The organism is Priestia endophytica (genome assembly GCF_026790145.1).
Lineage (GTDB): Bacteria > Bacillota > Bacilli > Bacillales > Bacillaceae_H > Bacillus_I > Bacillus_I endophytica_A.
Genome location: NZ_JALAMS010000015.1, coordinates 260,395 through 286,955, shown reverse-complemented (window position 1 = coordinate 286,955; position 26,561 = coordinate 260,395). Strand labels below are relative to the sequence as shown.

Annotated in this window: 25 protein-coding genes and 3 tRNA genes; 26 read left to right on the top strand and 2 right to left on the bottom strand. The window is 36.5% G+C overall.

Going from position 1 to position 26,561, the window contains the following annotated elements:
• Position 1: 1 nt before the first annotated feature.
• The 25 genes from MOC86_RS13445 (at position 2) to MOC86_RS13330 (ending at position 23,080) form a co-directional block, all read left to right on the top strand.
• Positions 2-75: transfer RNA gene (locus tag MOC86_RS13445), tRNA-Met, on the top strand.
• Between the two features lie 24 nt (positions 76-99).
• Positions 100-176: transfer RNA gene (locus MOC86_RS13440), tRNA-Ile, on the top strand.
• Positions 177-187: 11 nt separating this feature from the next.
• Positions 188-280, top strand: a tRNA-Ser gene (locus tag MOC86_RS13435).
• A 208-nt stretch (positions 281-488) separates the two neighbouring features.
• Entirely contained in the window at positions 489-1,094 is a 606-nt protein-coding gene (gene sodA, locus MOC86_RS13430) for a superoxide dismutase SodA (protein ID WP_268584613.1), read from the top strand.
• 152 nt (positions 1,095-1,246) lie between these two features.
• Positions 1,247-2,536 (top strand): MFS transporter, encoded by a 1,290-nt coding sequence (locus tag MOC86_RS13425; RefSeq protein ID WP_040056804.1) that lies wholly within the window; start codon positions 1,247-1,249, stop codon positions 2,534-2,536.
• Positions 2,537-2,655: 119 nt separating this feature from the next.
• Positions 2,656-4,785, top strand: a complete 2,130-nt coding sequence (locus MOC86_RS13420) for a peptidoglycan D,D-transpeptidase FtsI family protein (RefSeq protein WP_243517647.1) — start codon at positions 2,656-2,658, stop codon at positions 4,783-4,785.
• 123 nt (positions 4,786-4,908) lie between these two features.
• Positions 4,909-7,026, top strand: coding sequence for a peptidoglycan D,D-transpeptidase FtsI family protein (locus MOC86_RS13415; protein ID WP_268584612.1), 2,118 nt, complete (start codon positions 4,909-4,911; stop codon positions 7,024-7,026).
• A 126-nt stretch (positions 7,027-7,152) separates the two neighbouring features.
• Positions 7,153-9,183, top strand: coding sequence for a peptidoglycan D,D-transpeptidase FtsI family protein (locus MOC86_RS13410; RefSeq protein WP_268584611.1), 2,031 nt, complete (start codon positions 7,153-7,155; stop codon positions 9,181-9,183).
• Between the two features lie 221 nt (positions 9,184-9,404).
• Positions 9,405-10,322 (top strand): phosphate ABC transporter substrate-binding protein, encoded by a 918-nt coding sequence (locus MOC86_RS13405; RefSeq protein ID WP_019391476.1) that lies wholly within the window; start codon positions 9,405-9,407, stop codon positions 10,320-10,322.
• Positions 10,323-10,422: 100 nt separating this feature from the next.
• Positions 10,423-11,340 carry a phosphate ABC transporter permease subunit PstC gene (pstC, locus tag MOC86_RS13400; protein ID WP_040056800.1) on the top strand — a complete coding sequence of 306 codons (918 nt, stop codon included), beginning with the start codon at positions 10,423-10,425 and terminating at the stop codon, positions 11,338-11,340.
• Complete coding sequence (pstA, locus tag MOC86_RS13395) at positions 11,340-12,227, top strand: phosphate ABC transporter permease PstA (RefSeq protein WP_268584610.1); 888 nt, start codon at positions 11,340-11,342, stop codon at positions 12,225-12,227. Before pstC ends, pstA begins: the two co-directional genes overlap by 1 nt.
• A 19-nt stretch (positions 12,228-12,246) precedes the next feature.
• On the top strand, positions 12,247-13,068 hold the full coding sequence (gene pstB / locus MOC86_RS13390; RefSeq protein WP_268584609.1) for a phosphate ABC transporter ATP-binding protein PstB: 822 nt from the start codon (positions 12,247-12,249) through the stop codon (positions 13,066-13,068).
• A gap of 14 nt (positions 13,069-13,082) precedes the next feature.
• A complete protein-coding gene (gene pstB / locus MOC86_RS13385) occupies positions 13,083-13,856 on the top strand; it encodes a phosphate ABC transporter ATP-binding protein PstB (protein ID WP_268584608.1) in 774 nt (257 codons plus the stop codon).
• 35 nt (positions 13,857-13,891) lie between these two features.
• On the top strand, positions 13,892-14,542 hold the full coding sequence (phoU, locus tag MOC86_RS13380) for a phosphate signaling complex protein PhoU (protein WP_268584607.1): 651 nt from the start codon (positions 13,892-13,894) through the stop codon (positions 14,540-14,542).
• A 140-nt stretch (positions 14,543-14,682) separates the two neighbouring features.
• Positions 14,683-16,434 carry a methyl-accepting chemotaxis protein gene (locus MOC86_RS13375; RefSeq protein ID WP_268584606.1) on the top strand — a complete coding sequence of 584 codons (1,752 nt, stop codon included), beginning with the start codon at positions 14,683-14,685 and terminating at the stop codon, positions 16,432-16,434.
• 467 nt (positions 16,435-16,901) lie between these two features.
• Complete coding sequence (locus MOC86_RS13370; RefSeq protein ID WP_268584605.1) at positions 16,902-17,540, top strand: hypothetical protein; 639 nt, start codon at positions 16,902-16,904, stop codon at positions 17,538-17,540.
• A gap of 49 nt (positions 17,541-17,589) precedes the next feature.
• Positions 17,590-17,739 (top strand): 50S ribosomal protein L33, encoded by a 150-nt coding sequence (rpmG, locus tag MOC86_RS13365; RefSeq protein WP_019391484.1) that lies wholly within the window; start codon positions 17,590-17,592, stop codon positions 17,737-17,739.
• A gap of 91 nt (positions 17,740-17,830) precedes the next feature.
• Positions 17,831-18,394, top strand: a complete 564-nt coding sequence (locus MOC86_RS13360; RefSeq protein ID WP_268584604.1) for a 5-formyltetrahydrofolate cyclo-ligase — start codon at positions 17,831-17,833, stop codon at positions 18,392-18,394.
• Entirely contained in the window at positions 18,387-19,184 is a 798-nt protein-coding gene (locus MOC86_RS13355; protein WP_268584603.1) for a DUF92 domain-containing protein, read from the top strand. Before MOC86_RS13360 ends, MOC86_RS13355 begins: the two co-directional genes overlap by 8 nt.
• Before the next feature lie 62 nt (positions 19,185-19,246).
• Positions 19,247-19,426, top strand: a complete 180-nt coding sequence (locus MOC86_RS13350) for a hypothetical protein (protein WP_061801986.1) — start codon at positions 19,247-19,249, stop codon at positions 19,424-19,426.
• 101 nt (positions 19,427-19,527) lie between these two features.
• Positions 19,528-20,229: a hypothetical protein gene (locus tag MOC86_RS27370; RefSeq protein WP_326847728.1), complete on the top strand. Its 702-nt coding sequence runs from the start codon at positions 19,528-19,530 to the stop codon at positions 20,227-20,229.
• Positions 20,230-20,238: 9 nt separating this feature from the next.
• Positions 20,239-20,685 carry a rhomboid family intramembrane serine protease gene (locus MOC86_RS27365; protein WP_326847727.1) on the top strand — a complete coding sequence of 149 codons (447 nt, stop codon included), beginning with the start codon at positions 20,239-20,241 and terminating at the stop codon, positions 20,683-20,685.
• A 166-nt stretch (positions 20,686-20,851) separates the two neighbouring features.
• Entirely contained in the window at positions 20,852-21,052 is a 201-nt protein-coding gene (locus MOC86_RS13340; protein WP_019391489.1) for a YqgQ family protein, read from the top strand.
• Positions 21,053-21,058: 6 nt separating this feature from the next.
• Complete coding sequence (locus tag MOC86_RS13335) at positions 21,059-22,030, top strand: ROK family glucokinase (protein WP_268584602.1); 972 nt, start codon at positions 21,059-21,061, stop codon at positions 22,028-22,030.
• A gap of 156 nt (positions 22,031-22,186) precedes the next feature.
• Positions 22,187-23,080, top strand: a complete 894-nt coding sequence (locus MOC86_RS13330; protein WP_268584601.1) for a M14 family metallopeptidase — start codon at positions 22,187-22,189, stop codon at positions 23,078-23,080.
• Positions 23,081-23,131: 51 nt separating this feature from the next.
• Here MOC86_RS13330 and MOC86_RS13325 read toward each other — a convergent pair whose 3' ends face one another.
• Complete coding sequence (locus MOC86_RS13325) at positions 23,132-24,658, bottom strand: BCCT family transporter (RefSeq protein WP_268584600.1); 1,527 nt, start codon at positions 24,656-24,658, stop codon at positions 23,132-23,134.
• A gap of 592 nt (positions 24,659-25,250) precedes the next feature.
• On the opposite strand from MOC86_RS13325, the gene MOC86_RS13320 reads away from it, so the two are divergent.
• Positions 25,251-26,315 carry a hypothetical protein gene (locus tag MOC86_RS13320; RefSeq protein ID WP_268584599.1) on the top strand — a complete coding sequence of 355 codons (1,065 nt, stop codon included), beginning with the start codon at positions 25,251-25,253 and terminating at the stop codon, positions 26,313-26,315.
• Positions 26,316-26,370: 55 nt separating this feature from the next.
• Here the strand turns inward: MOC86_RS13320 and MOC86_RS13315 are convergent, their stop codons facing one another.
• Positions 26,371-26,544: a DUF2759 domain-containing protein gene (locus tag MOC86_RS13315; RefSeq protein WP_019391493.1), complete on the bottom strand. Its 174-nt coding sequence runs from the start codon at positions 26,542-26,544 to the stop codon at positions 26,371-26,373.
• Positions 26,545-26,561 lie beyond the last annotated feature (17 nt).

Below are 26,561 nucleotides of genomic sequence, written 5' to 3'. Positions count from 1 at the left end.
TGGCGGTGTAGCTCAGCTGGCTAGAGCGTACGGTTCATACCCGTGAGGTCGGGGGTTCGATCCCCTCCGCCGCTATTGCTTTATTATATTATCCATAATGGACCCTTAGCTCAGCTGGTTAGAGCAGACGGCTCATAACCGTCCGGTCGCAGGTTCGAGTCCTGCAGGGTCCACCATAATTTCAGGTGGAGGAATACCCAAGTCCGGCTGAAGGGATCGGTCTTGAAAACCGACAGGGGTGTCAAAACCCGCGGGGGTTCGAATCCCCCTTCCTCCTCCATACATATAACATTAACAAGTTTTCTGCTAAGCAGAAAACTTTTTTTGTTTAGTCGTATAAAAACCGGGTAAAAGGTAAATATAAACTCGTTGTTTCAGCAAGAAGAAAATCATTTTAATTGAAACAATAGGGTATATTTGCTATTCTAAAGCTAACGGAGCAATTTTTGCTACCACAAATTTTACATAATCTAAAGGAGGAATTTTTCATGGCACATGAATTACCACAATTACCTTACGCGTATGACGCACTTGAACCACATATCGACAAGGAAACAATGAACATTCACCATACGAAACACCACAACACATATGTAACTAAGTTAAACGATGCAATCAAAGGTACTGATCTTGAAGCTAAAAGCATTGAAGAACTAGTATCAAACTTAGACGCTGTACCTGAAAACATTCGTACAGCTGTACGCAACAACGGTGGTGGACATGCTAACCATAGCCTTTTCTGGACAATCCTTTCACCAGAAGGTGGCGGTGAGCCAACTGGCGAATTAGCAGATGCAATCAACAAAAAATTTGGAAGCTACGAGAAATTCCAAGAAGAATTCGCAGCAGCTGCAGCAGGCCGCTTCGGTTCTGGTTGGGCTTGGCTTGTTGTAGACAACGGCGAAGTTGCGATCACAAGCACTCCAAACCAAGATTCACCGCTTATGGAAGGTAAAACACCTGTCCTAGGCTTAGATGTTTGGGAGCATGCTTACTACTTAAACTACCAAAACCGTCGTCCAGACTACATTTCAGCATTCTGGAATGTTGTAAACTGGGACGAAGTATCAAAACGCTACGAAGCAGCAAAATAAGAGAAACGCTTATAATAAAAAGGCTCGGAGACAACATGTCTCTGAGCCTTTTTATTATAGAAGTTATATTCCTTTGTTCAAAATTACATTATGTAGTATAACTCTTTTATCTTTTGCCAAACTAGGGGTAGAAGAGAAAAGGAGTTTTACGTATGGCAGTTTTGAAAAAAGTGTTTGGGGATGTTGAAGTTACGAAAGATCTTTTGCTTCTTTTAACGGTTGGAGCTCTTTATTCACTTGCAATATCATTATCCAATACGTTTGTAAACGTCTATTTATGGAAGCAATCAGGGCAGTTTTTGGATCTTGCTCTCTACAACTTAGCCATTGTGATTTTTCATCCTTTGACATTTGTTGTAGCAGGGAAGCTTGCTAAGAAAGTGGATCGAGTTATTGTCTTAAGGCTAGGAGTATCATTTTTAGCAGTCTTTTATATTACGGTCTTACTTGTTGGAAACAATGCTTCATCGCTCCTTTTACTCTTAGGAGCTTTACTTGGAATTGGCTATGGATTTTACTGGCTTGCTTTTGATGTATTAACATTTGAGATTACAGAACCTGAAACAAGAGATTTTTTTAACGGATTTATGGGCATATTGAATTCATTCGCAGGAATGATTGGTCCCATTGTAGCAGGATTGATTATCTCGTCTTTCATTAAAATGACGGGATATAAAATTATTTTTTTTACTTCTTTATTTTTATTTCTAAGCGCTGTTGTATTAAGTTTCTTTCTTAAAAGAAGAGAAGCAGAAGGAAAGTATCGTTTTAAAGAAGTACTTGCTGAACGAAAAAAGAATCGAAACTGGCGTCTTATTTTATATGCACACCTTTTCCAAGGAATCCGAGAAGGTACCTTTATTTTTATTATCTCTGTTCTTGTTTTTATTACGACAAACAGTGAGCTTGCGCTAGGAACATTTGGTCTTGTTAATTCCGCTGTCGCTTTTGTTGGCTATTATTTAGCATCACGATTTATAAAGAAGAAGCATCGATACAAGTCAATCTTAGCAGGTGGACTTTTGCTATATGCTTCTGTCTTTTTAATTATTTTTAAAGTAACGTATGTTAAATTGTTATGCTATGCTGTTTGCATTGCAATCGGATATCCGCTCTTACTTGTTCCTTATATGTCGATTACATTTGACGTAATTGGAAGGGCCGAAGGAATTAAAGAAAAGCGAATTGAATTTATCGTTGTACGGGATGTTTTTTTAAATATGGGACGAATTATCTCAATTCTTCTATTTATCGGGGCCATCACCTTTTTTGATGAAAAACAAAGCGTGCCAATTCTTTTAGCAATAATCGGAGTTGGACATGCAACTATTTATTTTTTTGTTCGTCATGTATCATTGAAGCCCTTAGAAAAAATAAAGGAAGAAGAACCCTCAATTTCCAAAAAAACTTTAAATGAAGGTGATGGAGAGTCACCTGCATGAGTAATTTGGCGGTAGAAATCTTTCTTTATTTGCATTAAAATAACACTAGACAGTTAATAGGGCACCTTCCATAGGTGTCTTATTTGTTTGTGGAATAGCGAGAGATTGAAGGTGAAGGGATGAAGAAAAAGAGAAGAAAAAAAACGCACATTTCGTTGCGACTTAACCTCCTGTTTTTTGTTGTTTTTCTTCTTTTTGCAATTTTAATTTTAAGGCTTGGTCTTGTTCAAATTGTCCAAGGTGAAGATTACAAACGAGAAGTAGAAGAAACACAGGATTCAACAGTGAGTAACCCAGCTCCCCGGGGCAAGATTTATGATCGATATCATCGTTCAATTGTTGATAACAAGCCGCTTAATGCGATTACGTATACGCGCTTTAAAAATGACCCTGAACAGTCTCTTAAAGTGGCGAAGAAGCTTGCAAAGCTTATCGATAAATCAACAGACAAAGTAACAGAACGAGATATGAAAGATTATTGGCTTATGGTTCACCCGAAAAAAGCTAAAAATCTAGTTCCACAGAGTGAAATTAAGAAAAAAGAGTTAGCTGATGATAAAGTCTATGATCTTCAGCTTGAACGTATTACAAAGAAAGATCTTGCTTCTATTTCGGATGCTGAGATGGAAGTTATCGCAATCAAGCGCGAAATGGACAGCGGGTACAAAATGACGCCTCAAAACATTAAAAATGAAGGTGTAACAGATGCAGAATATGCCCGTGTTAGTGAGAATTTAGCTGACCTTCCAGGTGTTAATACAACAACATACTGGAAACGAAACTATGTTTATGATGGACTGCTTCGCTCACTTTTAGGAAATATTACGAGCGATGAAGAAGGGCTTCCAAAAGACCGCTTAGATTACTACTTAACGCGCGACTACAGTCGTAACGATCAAGTTGGGAAAAGTTATCTTGAATCTCGCTACGAGGAACTGTTAAACGGTCAAAAAGAGCAAGTAGAATATATTAATAATGAAGCAGGCGACATATTAGATACTGAGTTAGTCAAGGAAGGGCAACGCGGTCGCGATCTTGTATTAACAATTGATATGGAACTGCAAAAAGCAGTCGAAGAGAGTTTAACAAAACGTCTTCAGGCTCATCATAGTGGAAATCCATATATGGACCGTGCATTTGTTATGATGATGGATCCACGTAATGGTGACATTCTAGCAATGGCTGGGAAGCGCTATGAGAAAAATGAGAAAACAGGTGTTCAAGAGATAACAGACTATGCGCTTGGAAATCTTGTTTCCTCTTATAATATGGGTTCGACTGTTAAAGGAGCAACAATTTTAGCAGGTCTTGATTCAGGAGCTATCCAACCAGGAACTACTTTTGTAGATGAACCAATCAAAATTAAAGGAACTCCCCTTAAAAAATCATACAAAAATATGGGGCGAATTGGAATAGGAACAGCTCTAGAGATGTCATCAAACGTTTATATGTTTAAAACAGTAATGGCTATGGCTGATGCTAATTACGTTCCTGGACGTTCACTTAACATTCCAAAATCAACTTTTGATCAATTACGTAATTACTATTCACAATTTGGTCTTGGGACTGAAACAGGTCTTGATTTACAAAATGAATTTACAGGATATCAAGGTACAAAATATAATCCAGGTTTTGCACTTGACTTAGGGATTGGTCAGTATGACACATATACACCGCTACAGCTTGTTCAATATGTGTCAACAATTGCGAATGACGGTTATCGAGTGAAGCCGCAGCTTTTAAAAGAAGTGCGAGAAGCAACGGTTGATGAAGATAAAGAAGGGAAAATTCTTTATGAATCAGAACCAGAAATTCTAAACCGCATTTCTATGAAAGATGAGTATATTGATGTTGTACAAAATGGTTTCCGTCGTGTTATGACATCTGGTACAGCTGCAAAGACATTTAAAAATGCAGCGTACAATCCAGCAGGAAAAACAGGTACAGCTCAGTCATTCTATACAGAAGGAAATCGTCCTAAAGGTACAGAACCACCTGAAACAGAGAACCATACGCTTGTTGGTTATGCACCTTACGACAATCCTGAAGTAGCTTTCGCTGTTGTTGTGCCATATGGAACAACAAGCGATATTGGAACAATGAGTCAACAAGTTGCAAAAGATGCGCTAGATGCTTACTTTGAGAAAAAAGAAGAAGGCGAGAAAGATCAGCAAGAAAACTTGAATGCAGCAGGCGGCGTTCAAGCTGTAGACAGTGAAGACTCCGAAGCATCAAGCGGAGATGAGTAAAATAGAAAAACCCCTCTTTTTATAGAAAATTTACCAAAAGTGGATTATAATAGTCATATAACATAAAAGCACCTTTTTAAAAGGTGCTTTTATTTTGGTCTTATATAGTAAGGAGAGGGAAATATGAAAAGAAAAAAAGGCAGAAAAAGAACGCACATTACAACGCGCGTTAGTCTTCTGTTTTTTGTTGTTTTTCTCCTTTTTGCCATTTTGATTTTGAGACTTGGTCTCGTTCAAATTGTTCAAGGAGAAGAATATAAACGAGAAGCAGAAGCAGAGCAAGACTCGACAGTAAGCAATCCTGCTCCGCGTGGGAAAATTTATGATCGGTACCATCGTTCTATTGTCGACAACAAACCCGTTAATGCAATTACATATACGCGTGTTAAAAATGATCCAGAGCAGTCGCTAAAAGTAGCGAAGAAGCTAGCAAAACTGATTGACAAGCCAACAGACAAAGTAACGGATCGCGATATGAAAGATTATTGGATTTTAATTCATCCAAACAAAGCGAAAAAATTAGTGCCGCAAAGTGAAATTGAGAAAAAAGAGTTGTCAGATAAAAAGGTCTATAGCCTGCAGCTTGATCGTATTACGAAAAAAGAGTTAGGAACGATTTCGGTCGGGGAAAAAGAAGTTATTGCGATTAAACGCGAGATGGACAGTGGCTATAAAATGACGCCTCAATATATTAAAAATGAAGGAGTAACAGCTAAAGAATATGCTCGCGTTAGTGAGAATCTAGCTGATCTTCCAGGAGTAAACACTACAACATACTGGAATCGTAACTATGTTTATGACAGTTTACTACGCTCGTTAATAGGCAACATCACAAGGGATGACGAAGGGTTACCAAAAGAGCAACTAGATTATTATTTAACCCGTGACTATGGCCGTAATGATCAAGTCGGCAAAAGCTACCTTGAATCGCGCTACGAAGAACTTCTTCAGGGTCAAAAAGAGCAAGTGGAGTATATTAATAATAGTGCAGGTGATATATTAGATACAGAGTTAATTAAAGAAGGTCAGCGCGGTCGTGATCTTGTGTTAACAATTGATATGGAACTGCAGAAAGTTGTTGAAGAAAGTTTAACTAGTCATCTTAAAGCCCAGCATAATGGGGCAAATCCATATATGGACCGTGCTTTTGCTATTGCAATGGATCCGCGTACAGGTGATATTTTAGCAATGGGTGGGAAACGTTATCAGAAAAATGATGAAACAGGTAAAGAAGAGTTAACAGACTATGCACTTGGGAACCTCGTTTCCTCTTATAACATGGGATCTACTGTTAAAGGAGCAACAATTTTAGCAGGATTGGATTCAGGAGCTATTACACCAAATCAAATTTTCTATGATTCCCCTATTAAGATTAAAGGAACTAATCCGAAAAGTTCGTACGTTAATATGGATAATATCGGTATTGGGGAAGCTTTAGAACGCTCTTCCAACGTATTTATGTTTAAAACTGTAATAGAGATGGCACATGCGAACTACATTTATAATCATTCGTTAAACATTCCAAAATCAACTTTTAGTGAACTGCGTAATTATTATGCTCAGTTTGGTTTAGGATCTGAAACAGGTCTTGATTTGCAGAATGAATTTATAGGATACAAAGGCACATCATACCTTCCAGGATATGCGCTTGATTTAGGCATTGGACAATACGATACGTATACACCATTGCAGCTTGTTCAATATGTCTCAACCATTGCAAACGATGGGTATCGTGTGAGACCACAGCTTTTAAAAGAAGTACGCGAATCAACAGTTGATGAAGAACAAGAAGGAAAGGTTATATATGAATCAGAACCAGAAATTTTGAACCGTATTTCTATGAAGCAAGAGTATATTGATATTGTTCAAAACGGATTCCATCGCGTTATGATGGGAGCTAAAGGGACAGCAAGAACAACGTTTAGCAACGCACCATACAATCCAGCTGGTAAAACAGGAACAGCTCAATCATTTTATACAGAAACAAAACGCCCTAAAGGGACTGAACCACCTAAAACTGAAAATCATACATTAGTTGGTTATGCGCCATATGACAATCCTGAAATCGCCTTCGCTGTGGTTGTACCCTATGCCAACGGTAATAAAGTAGGCGCAATGAGCCAACAAATCGGTAAAGACGTTCTTGATTCTTATTTCGAAAAGAAAGAACAAGGAGAAAAAGACCAAGAAGAAAACTTAAATGCAGCAGGCGGCGTTCAAGCTCCAAACAGTGAAGATTAAACTAGAAAAATAGTTAAATTTGTAGAAATTTTACTAATAATGGATTAAACTATATGTGACAACAAGTAAAGGCACCTTGCAAAAAGGTGCCTTTATTTTTTGAGGAATTTTACAGGGGGAGAAGGAATGAAAAAGAAGAGAAGAAAATCTCAACTTTCAACGAGAATCAACTTATTGTTTTGTATTGTCTTTTTTCTTTTTGCTGTGCTTATTTTAAGGCTTGGACTTGTTCAAATTGTAAGAGGAGAAGAGTACAAACGCGAAGCGGAAGAAATGCAGGACGTGTCTGTTGAAAACCCGGTTCCTCGCGGAAAGATTTATGATAGCAGCTACAGGTCAATTGTTGATAACGTTCCACTTGAGGCTATTACGTATACTCGATTTGAGGACGATCCGGAAAAGACACTTTCAGTAGCTAGAAAACTAGCAAAAATGATTGATAAACCAGTCGAAGATGTTACGGAACGTGATAAAAAAGATTATTGGATTTTAACGAATGAAAAGAAAGCAGAAGCAAAAGTACCACAAGAAGAGATTGAAAAGAAAAAATTATCTGATAAAGAGGCTTATGAGCTACAGCTCAAACGTATTACAAAGAAAGATTTATCTTCACTTTCTAAGCAAGATGAGGAGATTATTGCCATAAAAATTGCGATGGATGGCGGTTATAAACAAACTCCTCAAGTTATTAAAGGGGAAGGTGTGACAAAAGAGGAATATGCCCGCGTTAGTGAGAACCTAGCAGATCTTCCAGGTGTTAATACAACAGTCCTTTGGGAAAGAAGTTATGTTTATGATGACCTTTTGCGTTCTCTTCTAGGAAACATCACCTCTGAAGGAGAAGGATTGCCAGAAGAGAAACTTCAGCACTTTCTTGTACGAGAATATAGCAGAAGTGATAGAGTTGGAAAAAGTTATCTTGAAGCTCGCTATGAAGAAACGCTAAATGGTGAAAAAGAACGTGTTGAATATATTAACAACGAAGAGGGTGACATTATTGGTACAGAGTCAATTCAAGAAGGTGAGCGAGGACGCGATCTTGTTTTAACAATTGACATGGAGCTTCAAAAAGCAGTCGAAGAATCGCTAACAAGAAATTTAAAAACGTATCAAGGTGAACCATATCTTGACCGAGCATTTGCGATTATGATGAACCCAAAAACAGGTGATATTCTAGCGATGGGTGGAAAGCGATTTGAAAAAAATGAAAACGGAAAAGAAGAAATTAAAGATTTTGCACTTGGGAACCTTGTTTCTTCATATGGTATGGGATCAACTGTAAAAGGAGCAACAATCCTAGCGGGTCTTGATTCAGGAGCAATTACTCCAAATACCATGTTTTTAGATGAACCACTTTACATTGCAAGCACGCCAAAGAAAGGGTCATATAGCAATAACCTAGGAACTCTTGGTATCAATGGCGCTCTTGCAAAATCATCAAACGTATATATGTTCAAAACAGTTATTGAAATGGCTGGAGCTAAGTATGTTCGAAACGGCTCACTGCAAATCGGTCCTAAAACATTTGAACAACTTCGTAACTATTATGGTCAGTTCGGTTTAGGAGTTGAAACAGGGTTGGATTTACAAAATGAATTTACAGGCTATAAAGGGTCAGAGTTCAACCCAGGTTTGGCGCTTGACTTATCGATTGGCCAGTATGATACGTATACTCCGTTACAACTTGTCCAGTACGTTTCAACGATTGCAAACGACGGCTACCGAGTTCGTCCACAGCTTGTTAAAGAAATTCGGGAGGCAACCATTGAAGAAGATAAACCAGGGAAAGTTTTACATGCTACAGAACCGGAGATTTTAAACCGCATTTCAATGAAAGATGAATACATTGATATTGTGCAACGCGGTTTTAGAAGCGTAATGACAACGGGAACAGCTAAACAGTTTGCAAGTAAATCATACAACCCTGCTGGTAAGACAGGAACAGCTCAGTCTCTTTACACAGAAGGAGAAGGCCCAAATGTAGAAACCTATAATGTTACACTTGTTGGCTATGCTCCATATGATAATCCTGAAGTAGCCTTTGCCGTTGTTGTGCCATATGCCATAAGTTCAGATAATCCAATGTCAAAAAATATTGGAATGGATATTCTGGATGCTTATTTTGAACAAAATGAAGATAAAGAAAATGCTCAATAATATTTTAAAATAAATTAGGTCTAAAAGAGGGAAGACGAAAGCGTCTAAGCGCGATTGTCTTCCCTTTTTGTCGATTTTACAGAGATAAATAGGAGAAAAGGTCTACAAAAAATATGCAACATTTACAAAACCTTTACATTCGGTTAAAACTGATTTAAAAATTGAGCGTTATTGTAGTACTCGTAGGACAAAACAACGAATATTCTTAGGGGGAATTACCAATGAAAAGCTTCAAGCGTCTCACATTTATGATGATGCTATCGTTAGTAGTAATCATCGCTGCAGCCTGTGGGAATAACAGTGCAAAAGAAGACGGTGAAGGAAATAGTGGTTCAGGAGAAGGTTCAGGAGAACTTTCTGGATCAATCACAGTTTCTGGTTCAAGTGCAATGCAACCTTTAGTAGCTGCTGCTGCTGAACAATTCATGAACGAAAACCCAGATGTTGACGTACAAGTACAAGCTGGTGGTTCTGGTACAGGACTTAGCCAAGTTTCTGAAGGCTCTGTAGACATTGGAAACTCTGATGTATTTGCAGAAGAAAAAGAAGGTATTCCAGCAGACGAGCTTGTTGACCATAAAGTAGCCGTTGTTGGTATGACAGCTGCTGTAAACCCTGAAGTAGGCATTAAAGATATTTCTAAAGAAGATCTTAAAAAAGTATTTACTGGTGAAATTAAAAACTGGAAAGAACTTGGTGGTAAAGACCAAAAGATCGTTCTTGTAAACCGTCCAGATTCTTCTGGTACTCGTGATACTTTCGTAAAATATGGTTTAGATGGTGAAACACCTGCAGAAGGCGTAACAGAAGATTCTTCAAACACAGTTAAAAAGATTATCTCTGAAACTGAAGGTGCTGTAGGATATCTAGCGTTCTCATATTTCACTGATGATACAGTAACACCACTTTCAGTTGATGGTGTTAAAGCAACAGATGAGAATGTTCAAAAAGGTGAATTCCCAATCTGGGCTTACCAACATTCTTATACTAAGGGCGAAGCTGATGGTGTAGCTAAAGAATTTTTAGACTACATGATGAGTGAGGAATTCCAAAAATCTGTTCTTAAAGACCAAGGTTACATTCCAGCGATCGATATGAAAGTTGAGCGTGACGCAGAAGGTAAACAGACAGATAAATAAAAACATTTCATGGCTCTTTAGGAAAACTATTTAAAGTAATAGGGTAAGTGCTAAAAGGAGGCATTTACCCTATTGCAATGTTATTAGGGGTGTTTTAAAAATGGAAAATAAAATGAGTTTAACAGCTAGGGAGCGTCTCATCACTTCAAAGAAAAATAAACATAAGGATGAAACGCGTGGGAAATGGTTGGTAAGAATTTGTGCATTAATCATGATTGCTGCAACAGTAGCAATTACAATATTCCTAACAGTAAAGGGATTACAATCCTTCATTAAAAATGGTGTAAGCCCAATTGAATTTTTAACCAGTACAGATTGGAATCCAAAAAATGGAGAATTTGGCGCGGTACCGTTTATTTTTGGCTCATTTGCCGTAACATTTTTATCGGCAATTATCGCAGCTCCACTTGGCATTGGAGGAGCTATTTTTATGACGGAGATTGCACCTTCATGGGGACGAAAAATTTTGCAGCCGGTTATTGAGCTACTGGTTGGTATTCCGTCCGTTGTTTATGGATTCATAGGTCTTACAATACTTGTTCCGTATATCCGCGGAAATTTTGGAGGCATTGGCTTCAGTTTACTAACAGGAACAATTGTTTTATCAATTATGATTCTTCCAACGGTTACAACTATTGCAACAGATGCAATGAGTTCATTACCGAAAAGTCTTCGTGACGGCTCTTATGCGCTTGGGGCTACTCGTTGGCAAACGATTCGAAAAGTATTAATTCCTGCAGCTCTTCCATCACTTTTAACAGCAATCGTTCTTGGGATGGCTCGTGCATTTGGAGAAGCATTAGCAGTTCAGATGGTAATCGGAAATACAAGAAATCTTCCAGAAACGCTTCTAGACCCGTCAGCAACATTAACAACGATTATTACACTTAACATGGGACATACAACATACGGAAGTATTGAAAATAATACGCTATGGTCAATGGGACTTATCCTTTTGGTTATGTCATTTGCTTTCATTCTTGTTATTCGCTATCTATCTGCTAGGAGGAAAATGTAATGAACAGTAAGAAGTGGGATAAAATTGCGACAGGAGTATTTATTGTCATCGCAGGGATTATCGTGTCGCTGCTTGTGGCATTATTTTCTTATATTATTGTTAACGGATTTAAACAGCTTTCATTTGATTTTATAACAAATCCATCAAGTGCAGTTATGGCAGGCGGTGGAATACGAGATCAGCTTTTTAACTCTCTATATATTCTCGTGATCACAATGGTTATCACAGTTCCTCTTGGAATTGGTGGCGGAATTTATATGGCTGAATACGCAAAACCAGGAAAAGTAACAGATTTTATTCGTACTTGTATTGAAGTTTTAGCTTCACTTCCATCTATTGTTATTGGGATGTTTGGTTTATTAATGTTTGTTAACTTAACAGGATGGGGCTACACGATTATTGGCGGAGCTCTAGCTCTTACTGTATTTAACTTACCTGTTATGGTGCGTGTGAGTGAAGATGCTATTCGCTCTGTACCAAGAGATCAAAAAGAAGCAAGTCTTGCATTAGGAATTACACATTGGCATACGATTAAAACGGTTCTACTGCCAACAGCATTCCCATCTATTTTAACGGGAGCTATCTTAGCATCTGGGCGTGTCTTTGGGGAAGCAGCAGCGCTTCTTTTCACTGCAGGGCTTTCAACACCGCGTCTTGATTATGCAAACCTTAATCCGTTTTCTGAAACATCACCATTAAATATCTTTCGTCCAGCTGAGACATTAGCTGTACACATTTGGTCTGTAAATACACAAGGACTTATTCCTGACGTGAGCGAGATTGCGAATGGTTCTTCAGCAGTACTTGTATTGGCAGTTCTTGTGTTCAACTTATTAGCACGTTTCATTGGAAGTATTATTCATAAAAAACTAACAGCTTCAAAATAATAGAGTGGGGGTTTCCAGCATGGCCAATATCGCCAGCTTAAAACAAAGAGATAAAAATGAAGGTATAGCTGAACGAATTGCAGAAAAAGATGTATCGTTATCTGTTGAAGATTTAAGCATTTATTATGGTCAGAACCAAGCGGTAAAAGGAATTTCTTTTGAAATCGAGAAAAATAAAGTAACAGCGCTCATTGGTCCTTCAGGATGTGGAAAATCCACATTTCTCCGCAGCGTTAACCGAATGAATGATCTAATTCCAATTGCTAGAAGCGAAGGGAAGATCATGTATGAAGACATTAACATTTTAGGGAAAGATATTAATGTTGTTTCTTTACGAAAAGAAATTGGGATGGTATTTCAAAAGCCAAATCCGTTTCCAAAATCTATTTATAACAATATTACACATGCTTTAAAGTACAGCGGTATAAAAGGAAAGAAAAACTTAGATAGCGTTGTAGAAGAAAGCTTATGTAAAGCAGCTCTATGGGATGAAGTAAAAGATCGTCTTCATGAGTCAGCTCTATCTCTTTCAGGAGGACAGCAACAGCGCTTATGTATTGCCCGTACGCTTGCTATGAAACCGAGAATTCTCTTGCTTGATGAACCATCTTCAGCTCTTGATCCTATTTCAAATGCTAAGATTGAAGAGCTTATCGTCAATTTGAAGAAAGAATATACGATTGTCATTGTTACTCATAACATGCAGCAAGCTTCTCGTATTTCTGATAAAACTGCCTTTTTCTTAAATGGAGATTTAGTAGAGTATGCAGAAACAGATAAAATCTTTACAAATCCATCTGTAAAGAAAACGGAAGAATATATTTCTGGACGTTTTGGATAAGGAGGAGCGAGAATATGTCTGCTGTCGCAACAACGAAAACAGTATTTAATATGAACGATTTAAATTTATGGTATGGAGAACACCATGCATTAAAAAACTTAAATTTCGCAATTTATGATCATGAAGTGACGGCTATTATCGGACCTTCAGGATGTGGAAAGTCAACGTTTATTAAGACACTTAATCTTATGAATAAAACAGTGCCAGGCGTAAAGATGTCTGGTGAAATTAATTACAATAACCAAAACATTTTAAACTCTAAAGTCGATTTAGTAGAGCTTCGTAAAAATGTAGGAATGGTATTTCAAAAAGGTAATCCATTTCCACAATCTATTTATGACAATGTTGCTTATGGACCAAGAGTTCATGGAACAAAGAAGAAGCAAGTATTAGATGAAATTGTAGAAAAAAGTTTAAAAGATGTAGCGCTTTGGGACGAAGTAAAAGATCGTTTGAAAGCTCCAGCACTAGGTTTATCAGGAGGACAGCAGCAACGTTTATGTATTGCAAGAGCGTTAGCTACAAAACCTGAAGTGGTATTGATGGATGAGCCTACATCTGCTCTTGATCCTATTTCTACATTAAAAATTGAAGAGCTTGTATTAGAACTTAAAAAGCAGTACACAATTGTAATGGTAACTCATAACATGCAGCAAGCAGCACGTGTTTCTGATAAGACTGCCTTCTTCCTAATGGGAGAGCTTGTAGAAATTAATGATACAGAACAAGTTTTTTCTAATCCTACAGATCAACGCACAGAGGACTACATCACAGGACGCTTCGGGTAAGTTATTATTTCGTATCATGGGAGGAGACATGAATCATGCGAAAGATGTTTGACGTAGAATTAGACAGTTTGAGAGAGAAACTGTTCTATATGGTTGAACAAGCGCAACACAGCCTTAAAATGGCTGTTTCCTCATTACAACAACAAGACGAAAACCTTGCTAGAAAAGTAATTGAAGAAGCTCCAAAAATTGATGAGTTAGAATATGAAATTAATAATGATGCAATCCAGCTTTTAGCAAAGCAATCTCCTGTTGCTTCTGATTTACGTCGTATTGTTATAGCTATTAAAGTTTCCTCAGACCTCGAGAGGATTGGAGATTTGTCTGAGAATATTGCTCGTATTAGTTTGAGGATAGGAGATAAGCAACTTGTGAAGCCAATTGAGGAAATTCCAAAGATGGCTGAAGTTGTACAAGAGATGCTTCTTTCTTCTTTCAAAGCTTTTGACGCAGAAGATGTAAGGCTTGCTAAAGAAGTAGCAGATAAGGATGATCTCGTTGATGCGTACTATGGCAATCTTGTTGATGAGCTTACAATACTTATGACGACCCATCAACAGGATATTCATCAGCTAACACAGCTTCAATTTGTTTGTCGTCATATTGAACGAATTGGAGATCATATTACAAATATTTGTGAAAATATTGTTTATCTTGTTACAGGAAAAATGTATGAGTTAAATTAACAAAGAGCGACGGCTAATAGCTGTCGCTTTTTTTGTTGTAAAGTTTTTGTGAAGAATGAGGGTAATTAGTCATGTGTATTTAGTAATGAGTTATGATGGTTATATAGGTAATCATCAAGACTTGAAAGGAATTTTTAAGCATGAACAGTAAAAAAGCATGGATTTTTAAATCCTTCTGGAGAAGTGTACCGATTAGCAAGAAGTTTTATAGTATTTTTTTAATGATGTTTTGCTTTATGATTGCTTCTATTTTTATAGCTATGTTTTTTCTGAATACAACACTGCAAACTTTTCAAAGTGCTAAAGAAAAAAACGAGCGGGCTGTTCATATTACAGAAATAGGATCTCTTATTCGTTCTAAAGATATTAACATTGCTGATTATATTACATTTTTAAAAGAAGAGGATCTGAAGCTTTATCGTTATCATCGAGAAGAACTTCATAAGTTAATGAATTTAATTCAGGAAGATGTAAATGTTTCGACTGAGATGAAACAACTTTTCTCTAAAGTCAAAGAGAATAATGAAAAAATTGATAGATTATTTATTTTTGAAATTTCTCCAGCTGTTGTTCGATTAGATAAAGAAATCTATACGTCGGCTCGAGACGAAATTTCAAGCTTGAGAGACGAGAATCTGCGGCTGCTAAAGGAGCTTAGAACATTTACCACAAAAGAAAGTATAGAAGCTTATAATGAAGCAGAAGGCAGCATTATTATTAGCATATTAGGTCTTCTCATCTCTACAGCTGCTACTTTTCTATGTGGAAGCATTGTTTTATTTTTCTTAGTGCGATTTATCAACTATCACTTGCAAAAGGTTGTTGGTTTGGCAAAGAAAATTGCAGAAGGAGATTTGTCAGTAGAAAAAATGTTCTATGATGGAAATGATGAAATTGGCGTTCTCATTCATTCTTCAAATCAAATGGCAGAAAATTTGAGGACCTTTGTAACCTCTATTCATGCTGTTTCTAAAAACATTCATTATGAAAGTGACCGTCTCTTAACATCTACACAAGAAGTAAGAAGCGGCAGTGAAGAAATATCTGCAACATTCCAAGATCTTTCAGATGGAGCCCATATACAAGCTTCCTCGGCAGCCCGAGTGATGAAAACGATGCAAGCTTTTAGTGAAGAGATGGATTCAGCTACCAAGGAAGTAGAACATCTTGTCCTTGCCTTTCGATACATAAGAGATATTACAAATAAAGGGAACAAATCAATGGGGGATTCTGTTCAAGAAATGACTTCTATCTATAATATTGTTCAACATTGTTACAAAGAAATCCAATCTCTAGATAAAAGCTCAGAGCAAATTACTCAACTTACTGATTTTATTAAAGAAATTGCAGAGCAAACAAACCTACTTGCCTTAAATGCGGCGATTGAAGCAGCTCGAGCAGGAGAGTATGGAAAAGGGTTTAGCGTCGTAGCTGAAGAGGTGAGAAAACTATCACAGCAAGTTGAAAGCGCATTAGGAGATATAACAGGAATTACAACTGAAATTCAAACTAAAGCAAAGGATGTTTTACAAGGGCTAGAAATTGGCTATGAAATGGTTGAAAAAGGAACAACCCATATCGAAGCAACAGGACAAGGATTTCAACATATTAACGAGAGAATGGAAAAAGTTATTACAACTATTGAAAAGATTTCGCGTTCTATCTATCACCTAAAAGAGCAAAATGTCCATGTTAAAAGTACTTTTGACCAAGTTGCACTAAGTTCGGATAAAATGACAAATCGAACGTTCCAGACGTTACAATCTGTCCAAGTTCAGGACAGTGAAATTGAAACTATATTAAAAAGGATTGAAAACTTATCAAATAATGCTGATGACTTAGCTTTTCTTGTCGAAAAGTTTAACCTAATGAAAGATAAAAAAGAAGAATAGTATGATTCTTTCTAAAATCGTCATACAGAAAAGCTCATGGCAATGGGAGATCAAAACATTTTAAAATAGATAAAAGTATAAAGAATATAGAATCGACAAATTCTGTTCATTGTAGTGGTAATCCAATGATGGTAAAATAAAGGTAAGAAAATTTTAACTATTGTTATGTTTTAGAGTCTCTTGAGCGTAAAAGAATGAGGAAGTAGAAATTATAATGTCTCTAGATAGACTGATCCTTTCAGTGCACACATGTGAAAGGAACATTGTTTTCTTATAGGTAATATAAGTTTACAATATTCTTTACAATTAACTGAATTTTTAGAAAAATAAAAGTGCTAATGCCTATAAACAATCTTCAACAGAAAGATTTAATAGAAAACGTTTAGATGACAGTAAATTTACAAAGCTTTTAATAAGTTCACATATCAATTGTGTTCGGTACAATAAAACAGATAGAGGGTGCGAAGATGGATACATTGTATACAAACGAGAAGTGTATGGATAATTTCAATGATTCAGCAACATTTTTTCAACTAAGAATTGGAATGTGGATTGATGGAGAATTTTCATGGATTGAAATGTCCGAAAAAGAATATCACATTCAAAATTGTGTCCAGTACAAATCCTTTGCTTTTCAAGACGAGCATAAGTCTTGCCTTATTGATGGACACAGAATTTCTTTAGAGAACTTAAATAATAGAAGTAAAGAAATTAAGCTATATGTGCAGTATGAGCAAACGAAGCCTTTAGCAAAGCTTGCTTACTACAGGCCGAAAGATCATCTTCTTTCTTATCATATTGAAGAAGGGCTTGTTTTTATTAATGGAAAAATTGATGAAAAAGGTATAAAGCAGTATACTGTAACTTCAGCAGATCAAATAAATGAAGAGCGTCATCTTTGGGGAAATATCCGTAAAGGGGCGTTAAAACATCAACCTCTTGCATCTCGAAATATTGTGAGTGCGTTTACTTTAGAGAGCTTTCTTCTTCCATATGAATATACTTCCGCTGATATATGGAATATTAAAGCAATAAATGAAGAAAACGGGGTTAGTGCTAATAGAAAGCTTATAAAAAACAGACTGGAATTTTCATTCGAAAGATGATATTATATTATAGTCTGATTAACGAAATCATGTTTGGAGGGATAACATCATGCGTGTACAAGTAACTTTAGCTTGCACTGAAACTGGTGACCGTAACTACATCACTACTAAAAATAAACGTAACAATCCAGATCGCCTTGAGCTTAAAAAATATAGCCCAAGACTTAAAAAAGTAACATTACATCGTGAGACTAAGTAAAACAGTAGGAATTTTATTCCTGCTGTTTTTTATTTAAAAAGAACTCTTTTAAAAGATAGATAAGAACATTACATAATAAGGGGATAAAATGATGGAGGAGAAAAAGGTTAAAAGAAATCTAATGAAGAAGAACTTAAAAGAGCTGTCTTTGTTAGAGCGGAAAGAGATGAATAAAGAGATTCTATCAAGAGTTGAAAATACAAGAGAATGGAAAGAAGCAAGAACAATTGGAATTACACTTTCACTTCCATTTGAGGTTGAAACAAGAGATATTATTGAGAAAGCATGGGAGGAAGGGAAAAGAGTTGCCGTCCCTAAGTGTTTTCCTCAAACGCACAAAATGGAGTTCTACCAACTTTCATCTTTCACTGAGCTTGAGACTGTTCAGTTTGGCATTGAAGAACCGCTTATTACAGCTGAAAAAATATCAAAAGAAGAACTTGATGTGATCTTTGTTCCAGGAGTAATTTTTGCGAAAAATGGTTATAGAGTAGGGTTTGGGGGAGGATATTATGACCGTTATTTGCAAAATTACCTAGGGAAGAAAATATCCATTGCCTTTCATATTCAAATTGCTGACTTTGTGCCAATTGAACCTCACGATATTCCCGTTGGTAAAATCATTACAAACCAAGAGGTGTTGATTTGTGAATGAGCATCTTCTTTTCTTCCTTCTTATTATTGTCGCATCATATGCAGGATATAAAGTAAAGGCTCTTACAAAATCAGGAGCGTTTGGAGCCTTTTTAATAGGAAGCAGTATCTATGCTGGAACAGGAGTGAAAGGTCTTGCTTTACTTGGTGTTTTCTTTATTACTTCTTCATGTGTGAGTTTTTTATTTCAAAAGCGAAAAGAACATGTTGAAGAAAAGTTAGAAAAATCAAGCAGTAGAGATATTATACAGGTGTTTGCAAATGGAGGAGTTCCAGCTTTATTTAGTCTTTTCTTGCTTTTCGATCCTACTCACAAAGAAATGCTCACTTTCTTATTTGCGGTAAGCATTGCAGCAGCAAATTCGGATACGTGGGCATCAGAAATTGGGACACTTAGTAAAAGAAAGCCACGTTATATTTTAACATTAAGAAAAGTAGAAGCAGGAACATCAGGAGCTATCTCATTGCTTGGAACCTTTGCCGCATTTAGCGGAGCTTTGTTAATTGGTCTTTTTTTCACTATCTTTTGGGAGGAAAAGTTGATAGCTCTTTTGTTTATTGCGATTTTCGGTTTTTTAGGAAATATAGCCGATACTGTTCTTGGAGCAACCATCCAAGTAGAATACAAATGTGCGAATTGTGGTATTCATACTGAGAAAACAGAGCATTGCTACATGAAAACAAAGAAAATTAAAGGTATTACCTTTTTTAATAATGATACAGTTAACGTAGCAGCTGTCTTCATTGGAGCATTTCTCGCTTTTCTTGCCTTCTCTTATATACAAGTTTAATTAAGAAAGGAAAGAATAATCAGCATTGTTCGTGGGAAAGTAAGAAGAGGAGGTTAGAATATATGAAACGTTTATTGAAGTTTTTCATTATGACTTTACTTATTTCACTTGTTTATCAGTCACGTTATCAGTTGTTAAACATGCTGTTAAGAAATAGAGTAGGTCGCAGCTTAGCTGTAAGAACGGCTTTTACTTTCCCTTATATCCGCGGTAAGATGATGTCGCAACTTTTTAAGTATTAAGAAGGAAGGAACACAGTTTCTTCCTTTTTTTATATGGATGGAATGTAAAAACTTGCTTTTTTTACTGGATTTTGCGATGTTAAAAAAAAGAGTTCAGGGTGGTGAAAAAGATAGCAGTCTTAAAGCGAGATTTTCTATACTTTCAAATCGCACACTTTCTTATAGAAGAACAGAACTACAAACTAATCTATGCTTCCGATTCTAAACAAAATTTATACTTTAAAAATATCGAACAGGATAGCTATATTAGGCTTGTTAGAAAAGATTTAATTTGGACGAGAGATCTTAAAGAAGATATAGAAAAAGAGGAAGAAACTTTACGAAATTCAACAGTTTATCGTTTGTCTAAAAAAGCAAAATGGACTTATTTATATATATCAGATGTTAATCCTTTTTTTGACTTTCACTATATTTTTAGCACAATTACAGAAGAAAACATAACTGGAAATCTTTTTTCTCCAGCTGATGTAATGGAAGAGGAAGAATTGGCTTTTGGGAAAAAGTTTTCACCGCTTGTAGATGAGGAAAGCGCTTTAAACTTTATAGAAGGTGTGAAACAAAAAATACAAAGTATTGAGCGAGAGCGGGAAAAGACCATTCAAAGAACGTTCTTTTACGGAAAGCCCATCTTTTCTTCCATTTTCTTATTTATACAGATTCTCTTCTTTTTTTGGCTTGAATTTAACGGAGGAAGTCAGAATGTAGAAACGCTCGTTAAATATGGAGCTAAGCATAATGAGCTTCTCTTAGAGGGAGAATGGTGGAGACTTATTACCCCTATTTTTCTCCACATTGGCTTTTAGCACCTTTTAATGAACAGTATTGCTCTGTATTATGTTGGCACAGTTGTTGAGCGAATATATGGAAGCAGTCGTTTTCTATTAATTTATCTTATAGCTGGAGTATCTGGAACAATAGGAAGCTTTTTATTTAGTCCAACCATTTCAGCCGGAGCCTCTGGTGCTATTTTTGGCTGTTTTGGTGCTCTCTTGTTTTTTGGGTATAAAAGCCCGAAAATCTTTTTTGATACGTTAGGAACGAACGTCATCATGCTCGTTCTATTTAATATTGTGTTTGGATTCGTTGTACCTGGTATTGATAATGCGGGTCATTTGGGCGGACTTATTGGAGGGTTTGTTGCAGCAGGTGCTGTTCAACTTCCTAAAAATCAGAGTAAACGAGCTTCTTTAGTGTATATTGTAATTTTAATAATTGGGATTGGCAGCAGTTTATTTTATGGATATAATTATAAGAGTTAGCAGTAAGATTTAATAGGTATATTGAAAGGATTATAGCTTTTAAAAAAGAAAGTATGTTCATACCTATTGAAAGAATTTACAGTAATTCACGAGGGAGAAACCTTGACGACTATAGTGATTCTCGTTACAGTAATATAGGAGAATTTATTAATTAATAGGTGAATAAATGAAAACGTTATACGATGTGCAGCAGCTTTTAAAAAGATTTGGAACTATCATTTATACAGGAAGCCAACAAGCTGACCTTGACCTTATGGAAGAAGAGCTAAGAGAGCTTGCAAGGTCTGGTTTGATTGAATATCGTCAGTTAACTGAAGCACTTCTTTTAATTCGCCATAGACGTGAACAAAGAACAGAAAAAGGATGAGATCTTATGGAAGAGAAATGGCTGATTGGGGTTGATTTAGGAGGAACGACAGTAAAGTTAGCCTTCGTTAATCAATATGGAGAAATCATTTACAAATGGGAAATTCCGACTGATAAAAGCAATCAAGGGCATAATATCCCAACAGATATTGCAAAATCAATTGATGAACAGCTTGAAAAGTGTGGGGAAATAAAAGCTAAAATTATGGGAATTGGCATCGGAGCACCAGGACCTGTAAAGGAAACAAATGGTTCTGTAGATGTTGCCGTTAATTTAGGGTGGAATAAATTCCCTTTGAAAGACTTACTTGAAGTTGAAACAGGTCTTCCTGTGTTTGTAGACAATGATGCAAATATTGCAGCAATTGGTGAGATGTGGAAAGGTGCTGGTGAAGGAGCAAAAGATCTTCTTTGCGTTACCCTTGGTACAGGTGTTGGCGGTGGCATTATTGCACATGGTGACATTGTACGTGGAGTAAATGGGGCTGCTGGTGAGATTGGACATATTACTTCTATACCTGAAGGTGGGGCTCCTTGTAACTGTGGAAAAACGGGATGTTTAGAAACAGTAGCTTCAGCAACAGGAATCGTTCGTCTTGCTAAAGAAAAGATTGCTGAAAACGGAAACACGACAATGCAACGTTTTTATGAAGACGGAACTTTAACAGCCAAAGAAGTATTTGACTGTGCTCGTGAAGGCGATGAAGTAGCAAAGGCAGTAATTGAAGAAGTAGCATTTCACCTTGGTTTAGCACTAGCGAATACTGCAAATGCATTAAATCCTGAAAAAATCGTGCTCGGTGGAGGCGTTTCTCGTGCCGGTGATATTTTACTTCAGTCTCTTAAAGACAGATTTAATCAATTTGCGTTTCCTCGCGTTGCAAAAGGAGCGGAAATTACAATTGCAACGTTAGGTAACGATGCAGGGGTAATTGGTGGGGCATGGCTTGTTAAAACACAGCTGCCACAGCAAGTGTAAAAGTTAGACTTGGACAAAAAGCTTAGAAAGTAAAAGAGTGTTGTTATACACCCTCTTACTTTCTAAGCTTTTTTAGTATGTTGAATATCTCTTAACAGTTCTTCAACATAAAGAAGCTTCTTCTATAATAAAATGAATGAGAAGAGGGGGGATAACGTGTGGAATACACCTTGTGATTCAAGACGCTTAGAGGAAGCTTTATATGCATTAAACAACTTATACTCTTTCGTTAACATAGAGGTTATTGGGCAGAGCGTGCTAGGACAAGATTTATATCATATAACAATAGGAGAAGGAACACGAAAAGTTCATATGAATGCCTCGATGCACGCGAACGAATGGATTACAACAAATAGCCTTATGCTCTTTTTGTTTCACTATTGTCAAAGGATTGATTGTGATGGAGAAATTGAAAACAAGAAAGCAAGAGAACTTTTTAAGGAGACAACACTTTCTGCCTTTCCGATGATTAATCCAGATGGAGTTAACCTCGTTTTACATGGAGTTAAAAGTGTCGATGTAGAAAGAGAGAAAGTGCTGTTTATAAATGAAGGAAGTATGGAGTTTCATCACTGGAAAGCTAATATTAGGGGAATAGACTTGAATAATCAATTTCCAGCCAATTGGGAAATTGAAAAAGAGCGCAAGGAAGCCAAACAAGCTGCACCACGTGACTATCCTGGTGATGTGCCGCTTACAGAACCTGAAGTAAGAGCACTGTATACTTTAACAAAGCAGGAAAACTTTGATTCCGTTCTTTCCCTACATACACAAGGAGAAGAATTTTATTGGGGCTATATGAACAAAGAACCACAAATCTCTAAAAAAATGGCGGATGAGTTTGCAAGAGTAAGTAATTACAAATCAGTTCAAATGATTGACAGCCATGCAGGGTTTAAAGATTGGTTTATTCATGAGTATAGAAGACCAGGTTTTACAATTGAACTTGGCAAGGGTATTAATCCACTTCCTATTTCCCATCTTCCTTCTATTTATGATAGATGTTCTAAAATCTTAGTAGCTCAGTTAGCTTTTAATACAAAAGGATAAAATAAAAAGGATCGCTTATATTTAAGCGATCCTTTTGCTTTTACAAGCTGCTTAGCTTGCTTTCTTCTTTGTTGCTTTCTCTTCTTCAAATTCCTCTCGCAATGCTTTGATAAGTGCCCAGCACATAAAGAGAAGAACAAAAATAAACGGAAAGGCTGAAACGAGAGAAGCCGTTTGGAGAACATTTAGAGCATTTTCCCCACCAGCTAAAAGTAGAACTGCTGCCGATGCAGCTTGCACAATTCCCCATGTTACTTTGATTTTAACAGATGGATTTAAGTTTCCTCGCTCACTTAACATCCCTAGTACGAAACTAGATGTATCTGCTACTGTAATATAATAAATTAATACAACAGCAAATCCAACAGCAGTTAAGATACCACTTGCAGGAAGATAGTCAAAGAACGTGAAAACAGATAGAGATACGTTAGATGCAATATTATTTGCTAATCCAGGATTGCTTGCATTTTGGACTAAATCAAGCGCAGCTCCTCCGAAAACAGCAAACCATGCGCACGTACCAAGTGTTGGTACAACAAGTACGCCGATAACGAATTCGCGAATTGTTCTTCCTTTTGAAATACGAGCGATGAACATTCCAACGAAAGGACACCAAGCAATCCACCAAGCCCAATAGAATAGGGTCCAGTCTCCAACCCACGTGTTATCCGTGAATGGAGTTAAACGTAAGCTCATTTCCACAAAGTCGTTTAAGTAACTACCAAGTGAAGTGAAGAACGTTTCAAAAATAATCGAGGTTGGTCCTAGAATTAATACCAGGAACATGATCAAGAAAGATAAAATAATTGCTCCATTAGATAAAAACTGGATACCTTTCTCTAGTCCTGTACTAATCGAGATGATAAATAATATCGTTCCAGCACCAATAACGGTCATTTGAATTGCTGTTGTGTCAGGCAGACCAAATATAGCATGAAGTCCAGCTGAAATTTGCATTGCACCAAGCCCAAGAGATGTTGCAATTCCAAATACGGTAGCGAACACGGAAATAATGTCAATCGTTTTTCCGATTGGTCCGTAAATTCTTTCTTTAAGAACAGGGTAGAAGATAGAACTAATTGCCGCAGGCAACCCTTTCTTAAATTGGAAATAAGCTAAAGCTAACCCAATGACAGTATAAATACCCCATGGTTGTAATCCCCAGTGAAAGAATGAGAACTTCATAGCAACGTTTGCTGCTGAATCTGTAAAACCTTCTCCATATGGAGGATTTGTATAATGCGTAACAGGTTCTGCAACTCCCCAGTAAACAATACCAACGCCCATACCTGCTCCAAATAACATAGCAAGCCAAGATCCTGTTCTAAACTCTGGTTTCTCGTTATCTTTTCCTAGTTTGATATGTCCATATTTAGAAAATAATAGATATACTGCGAAGATGACTAAGAAAAAAGCAGAGCCTAGATAAACCCAACCAAGGTTGTTAATCATGTAAGTGTAAATAGCATTTGTAACCGTAGTGAAGTTTGAGGTGAAGAGACCTCCCCAGACGATAAAAATAACCGTCAGTAAAATAGATATGATAAAAACACTATGTTTTCCAAAACCTTTGTTCATGATATCTATTGTTGCTCCTTTCTTTATTCAGTTTTTAGAAAATGGTATTAAAGGGGGGGGGGGGGCATGTGGTGATCGTCGGACTGTANNGGGGGGGGGGGGCGAACAAGTAACTAGTTTAACATACTCATATGCATTGTCTAGTCTAACGGTTCCTATTTTCAAACAGTTGGTGTCTTTATGCCTATTATGAAAGGGGTTTGAAGAGATGAACTTTTTTTAAAAAAATTTTATAAATTGTGTTATTAGATACAAAAAATTCACGTAACAGAATTTATGAAGAACCATTTAACGAATGAAAAAAGTATGAGTCAAAGGTACATTATTGGCTAAAATGAATGTGGTATTTGGACTCTAAAAAGGTGAAAAATGAATGTATTTTTATCGAAAAGGCTTTTTAAAAATGCACATAACACAAATATATGGTCGTTATTAACTGTAGTGGAAGAAATGTCCATTATCAAATATTAAAAGAGATAATTTAACGTTTTTGATTTTTAAAATATAGTTGAAATCACCCATTACACGTAGGATAATTCAAGTTAGAATAGAATAAGTTTGAGGAAAAGTGGGTGAGTTGATGAGGAAGAATATGTTTTTTTTATTATTGATTTTTGTAGTCCTAACAGGGTGTCAAGCTCATCAACCTAACTCGAAAATTAGAGAAGGAACCAAAGAGAATTATACATTTGATGATATTAAGTCTCTTCATACACAAGAGTCTACAGCAATTGGAGATTGGTATGATAAGCATCATGTTTTAGTTATAGATAAAAAAGACAAGGAATATGAAGTGAATCGGTACAATTTATATTCAGGAAAAAGCTCTTCTTTTTTTAAAACGAGCAATCAAGTGATGTCAATAAAGAGAAGTCCTGACAGTAAAATGTTTCTCCTGCAAACTTCTTTATCAGAAGAGAAAATCGAACTTTCTTTTTTGAATAGAAAAGGAGAGTTGCAAAAAAGGTTTTCGTTTCCAGCCTATGAAGTTGAATATAGTTGGAATCCTTTTAATGAAAATCGCATTGTTGTTACAACGTTTTCAAAAGATTGGAGCTTTGATGTTTACGCTCTTAATATTGAGACGGGGGAGAAGAAACACCTTTCTACAGATCAGCCATTTGTTCAATGGGTGAGTAAAACAAATATTGCTTATTTAGATAATAAGGATTTAATAAACAATGAAGCACCACTTGTGAAAGAAGACATTGAAACAAATAAAAAGGAGAATCTATCAAAAAAAGGCCTTATGTTTTCAAATGACCCAAAATATTTACTTGTCCTGCGTTACGATCGGGATCAAGAAGGATATGGAACTTATACTTTTTATGATATGAAAAATCAAAAGGTAGGAGAGTTTCAAGTTCCTCTTCTTTCAGATTACTCTGGATGGAGTGTACCATACTATGAATGGGCTTCTTCTCAACATATATTTTATACATATAAGCCAAAGTACAGTACAAATAAAGCTTCTTACAATGAGGAATTTACGCTTGTAGGCTTTTCCTTAGAAACGGGGCAAGAAAACAAAATTGCGTTGTTAAAGGAAGAGAAACCAATAAGGATTTCTCCAGACGGTAAATATGCTTTACTTGGTTTGAATGGAAAGAAAATAATAGATTTAAAGACAGGGGAAACTAAATCGTTGATAAAATAATAGCATGTAAAAACGGCTTTTGAGTAATATTACTCAAAAGCCGTTTTTGTGTATGTTAATGTCCGCCTGGATAACCATTTCCGATGATTGTCATAACTGTAAAAAATCCGAATACAGCAAAAGTCGCTAAAGCAAAACCAAATCCTAAAAAGTTTTTGTTTTTAAGCGCTGAAATCGTACCAAATATCGCTAAAAGTGCAACTAGACCAAAAATAATAACTGTACCCATTGATTTCCCCCTTTTCT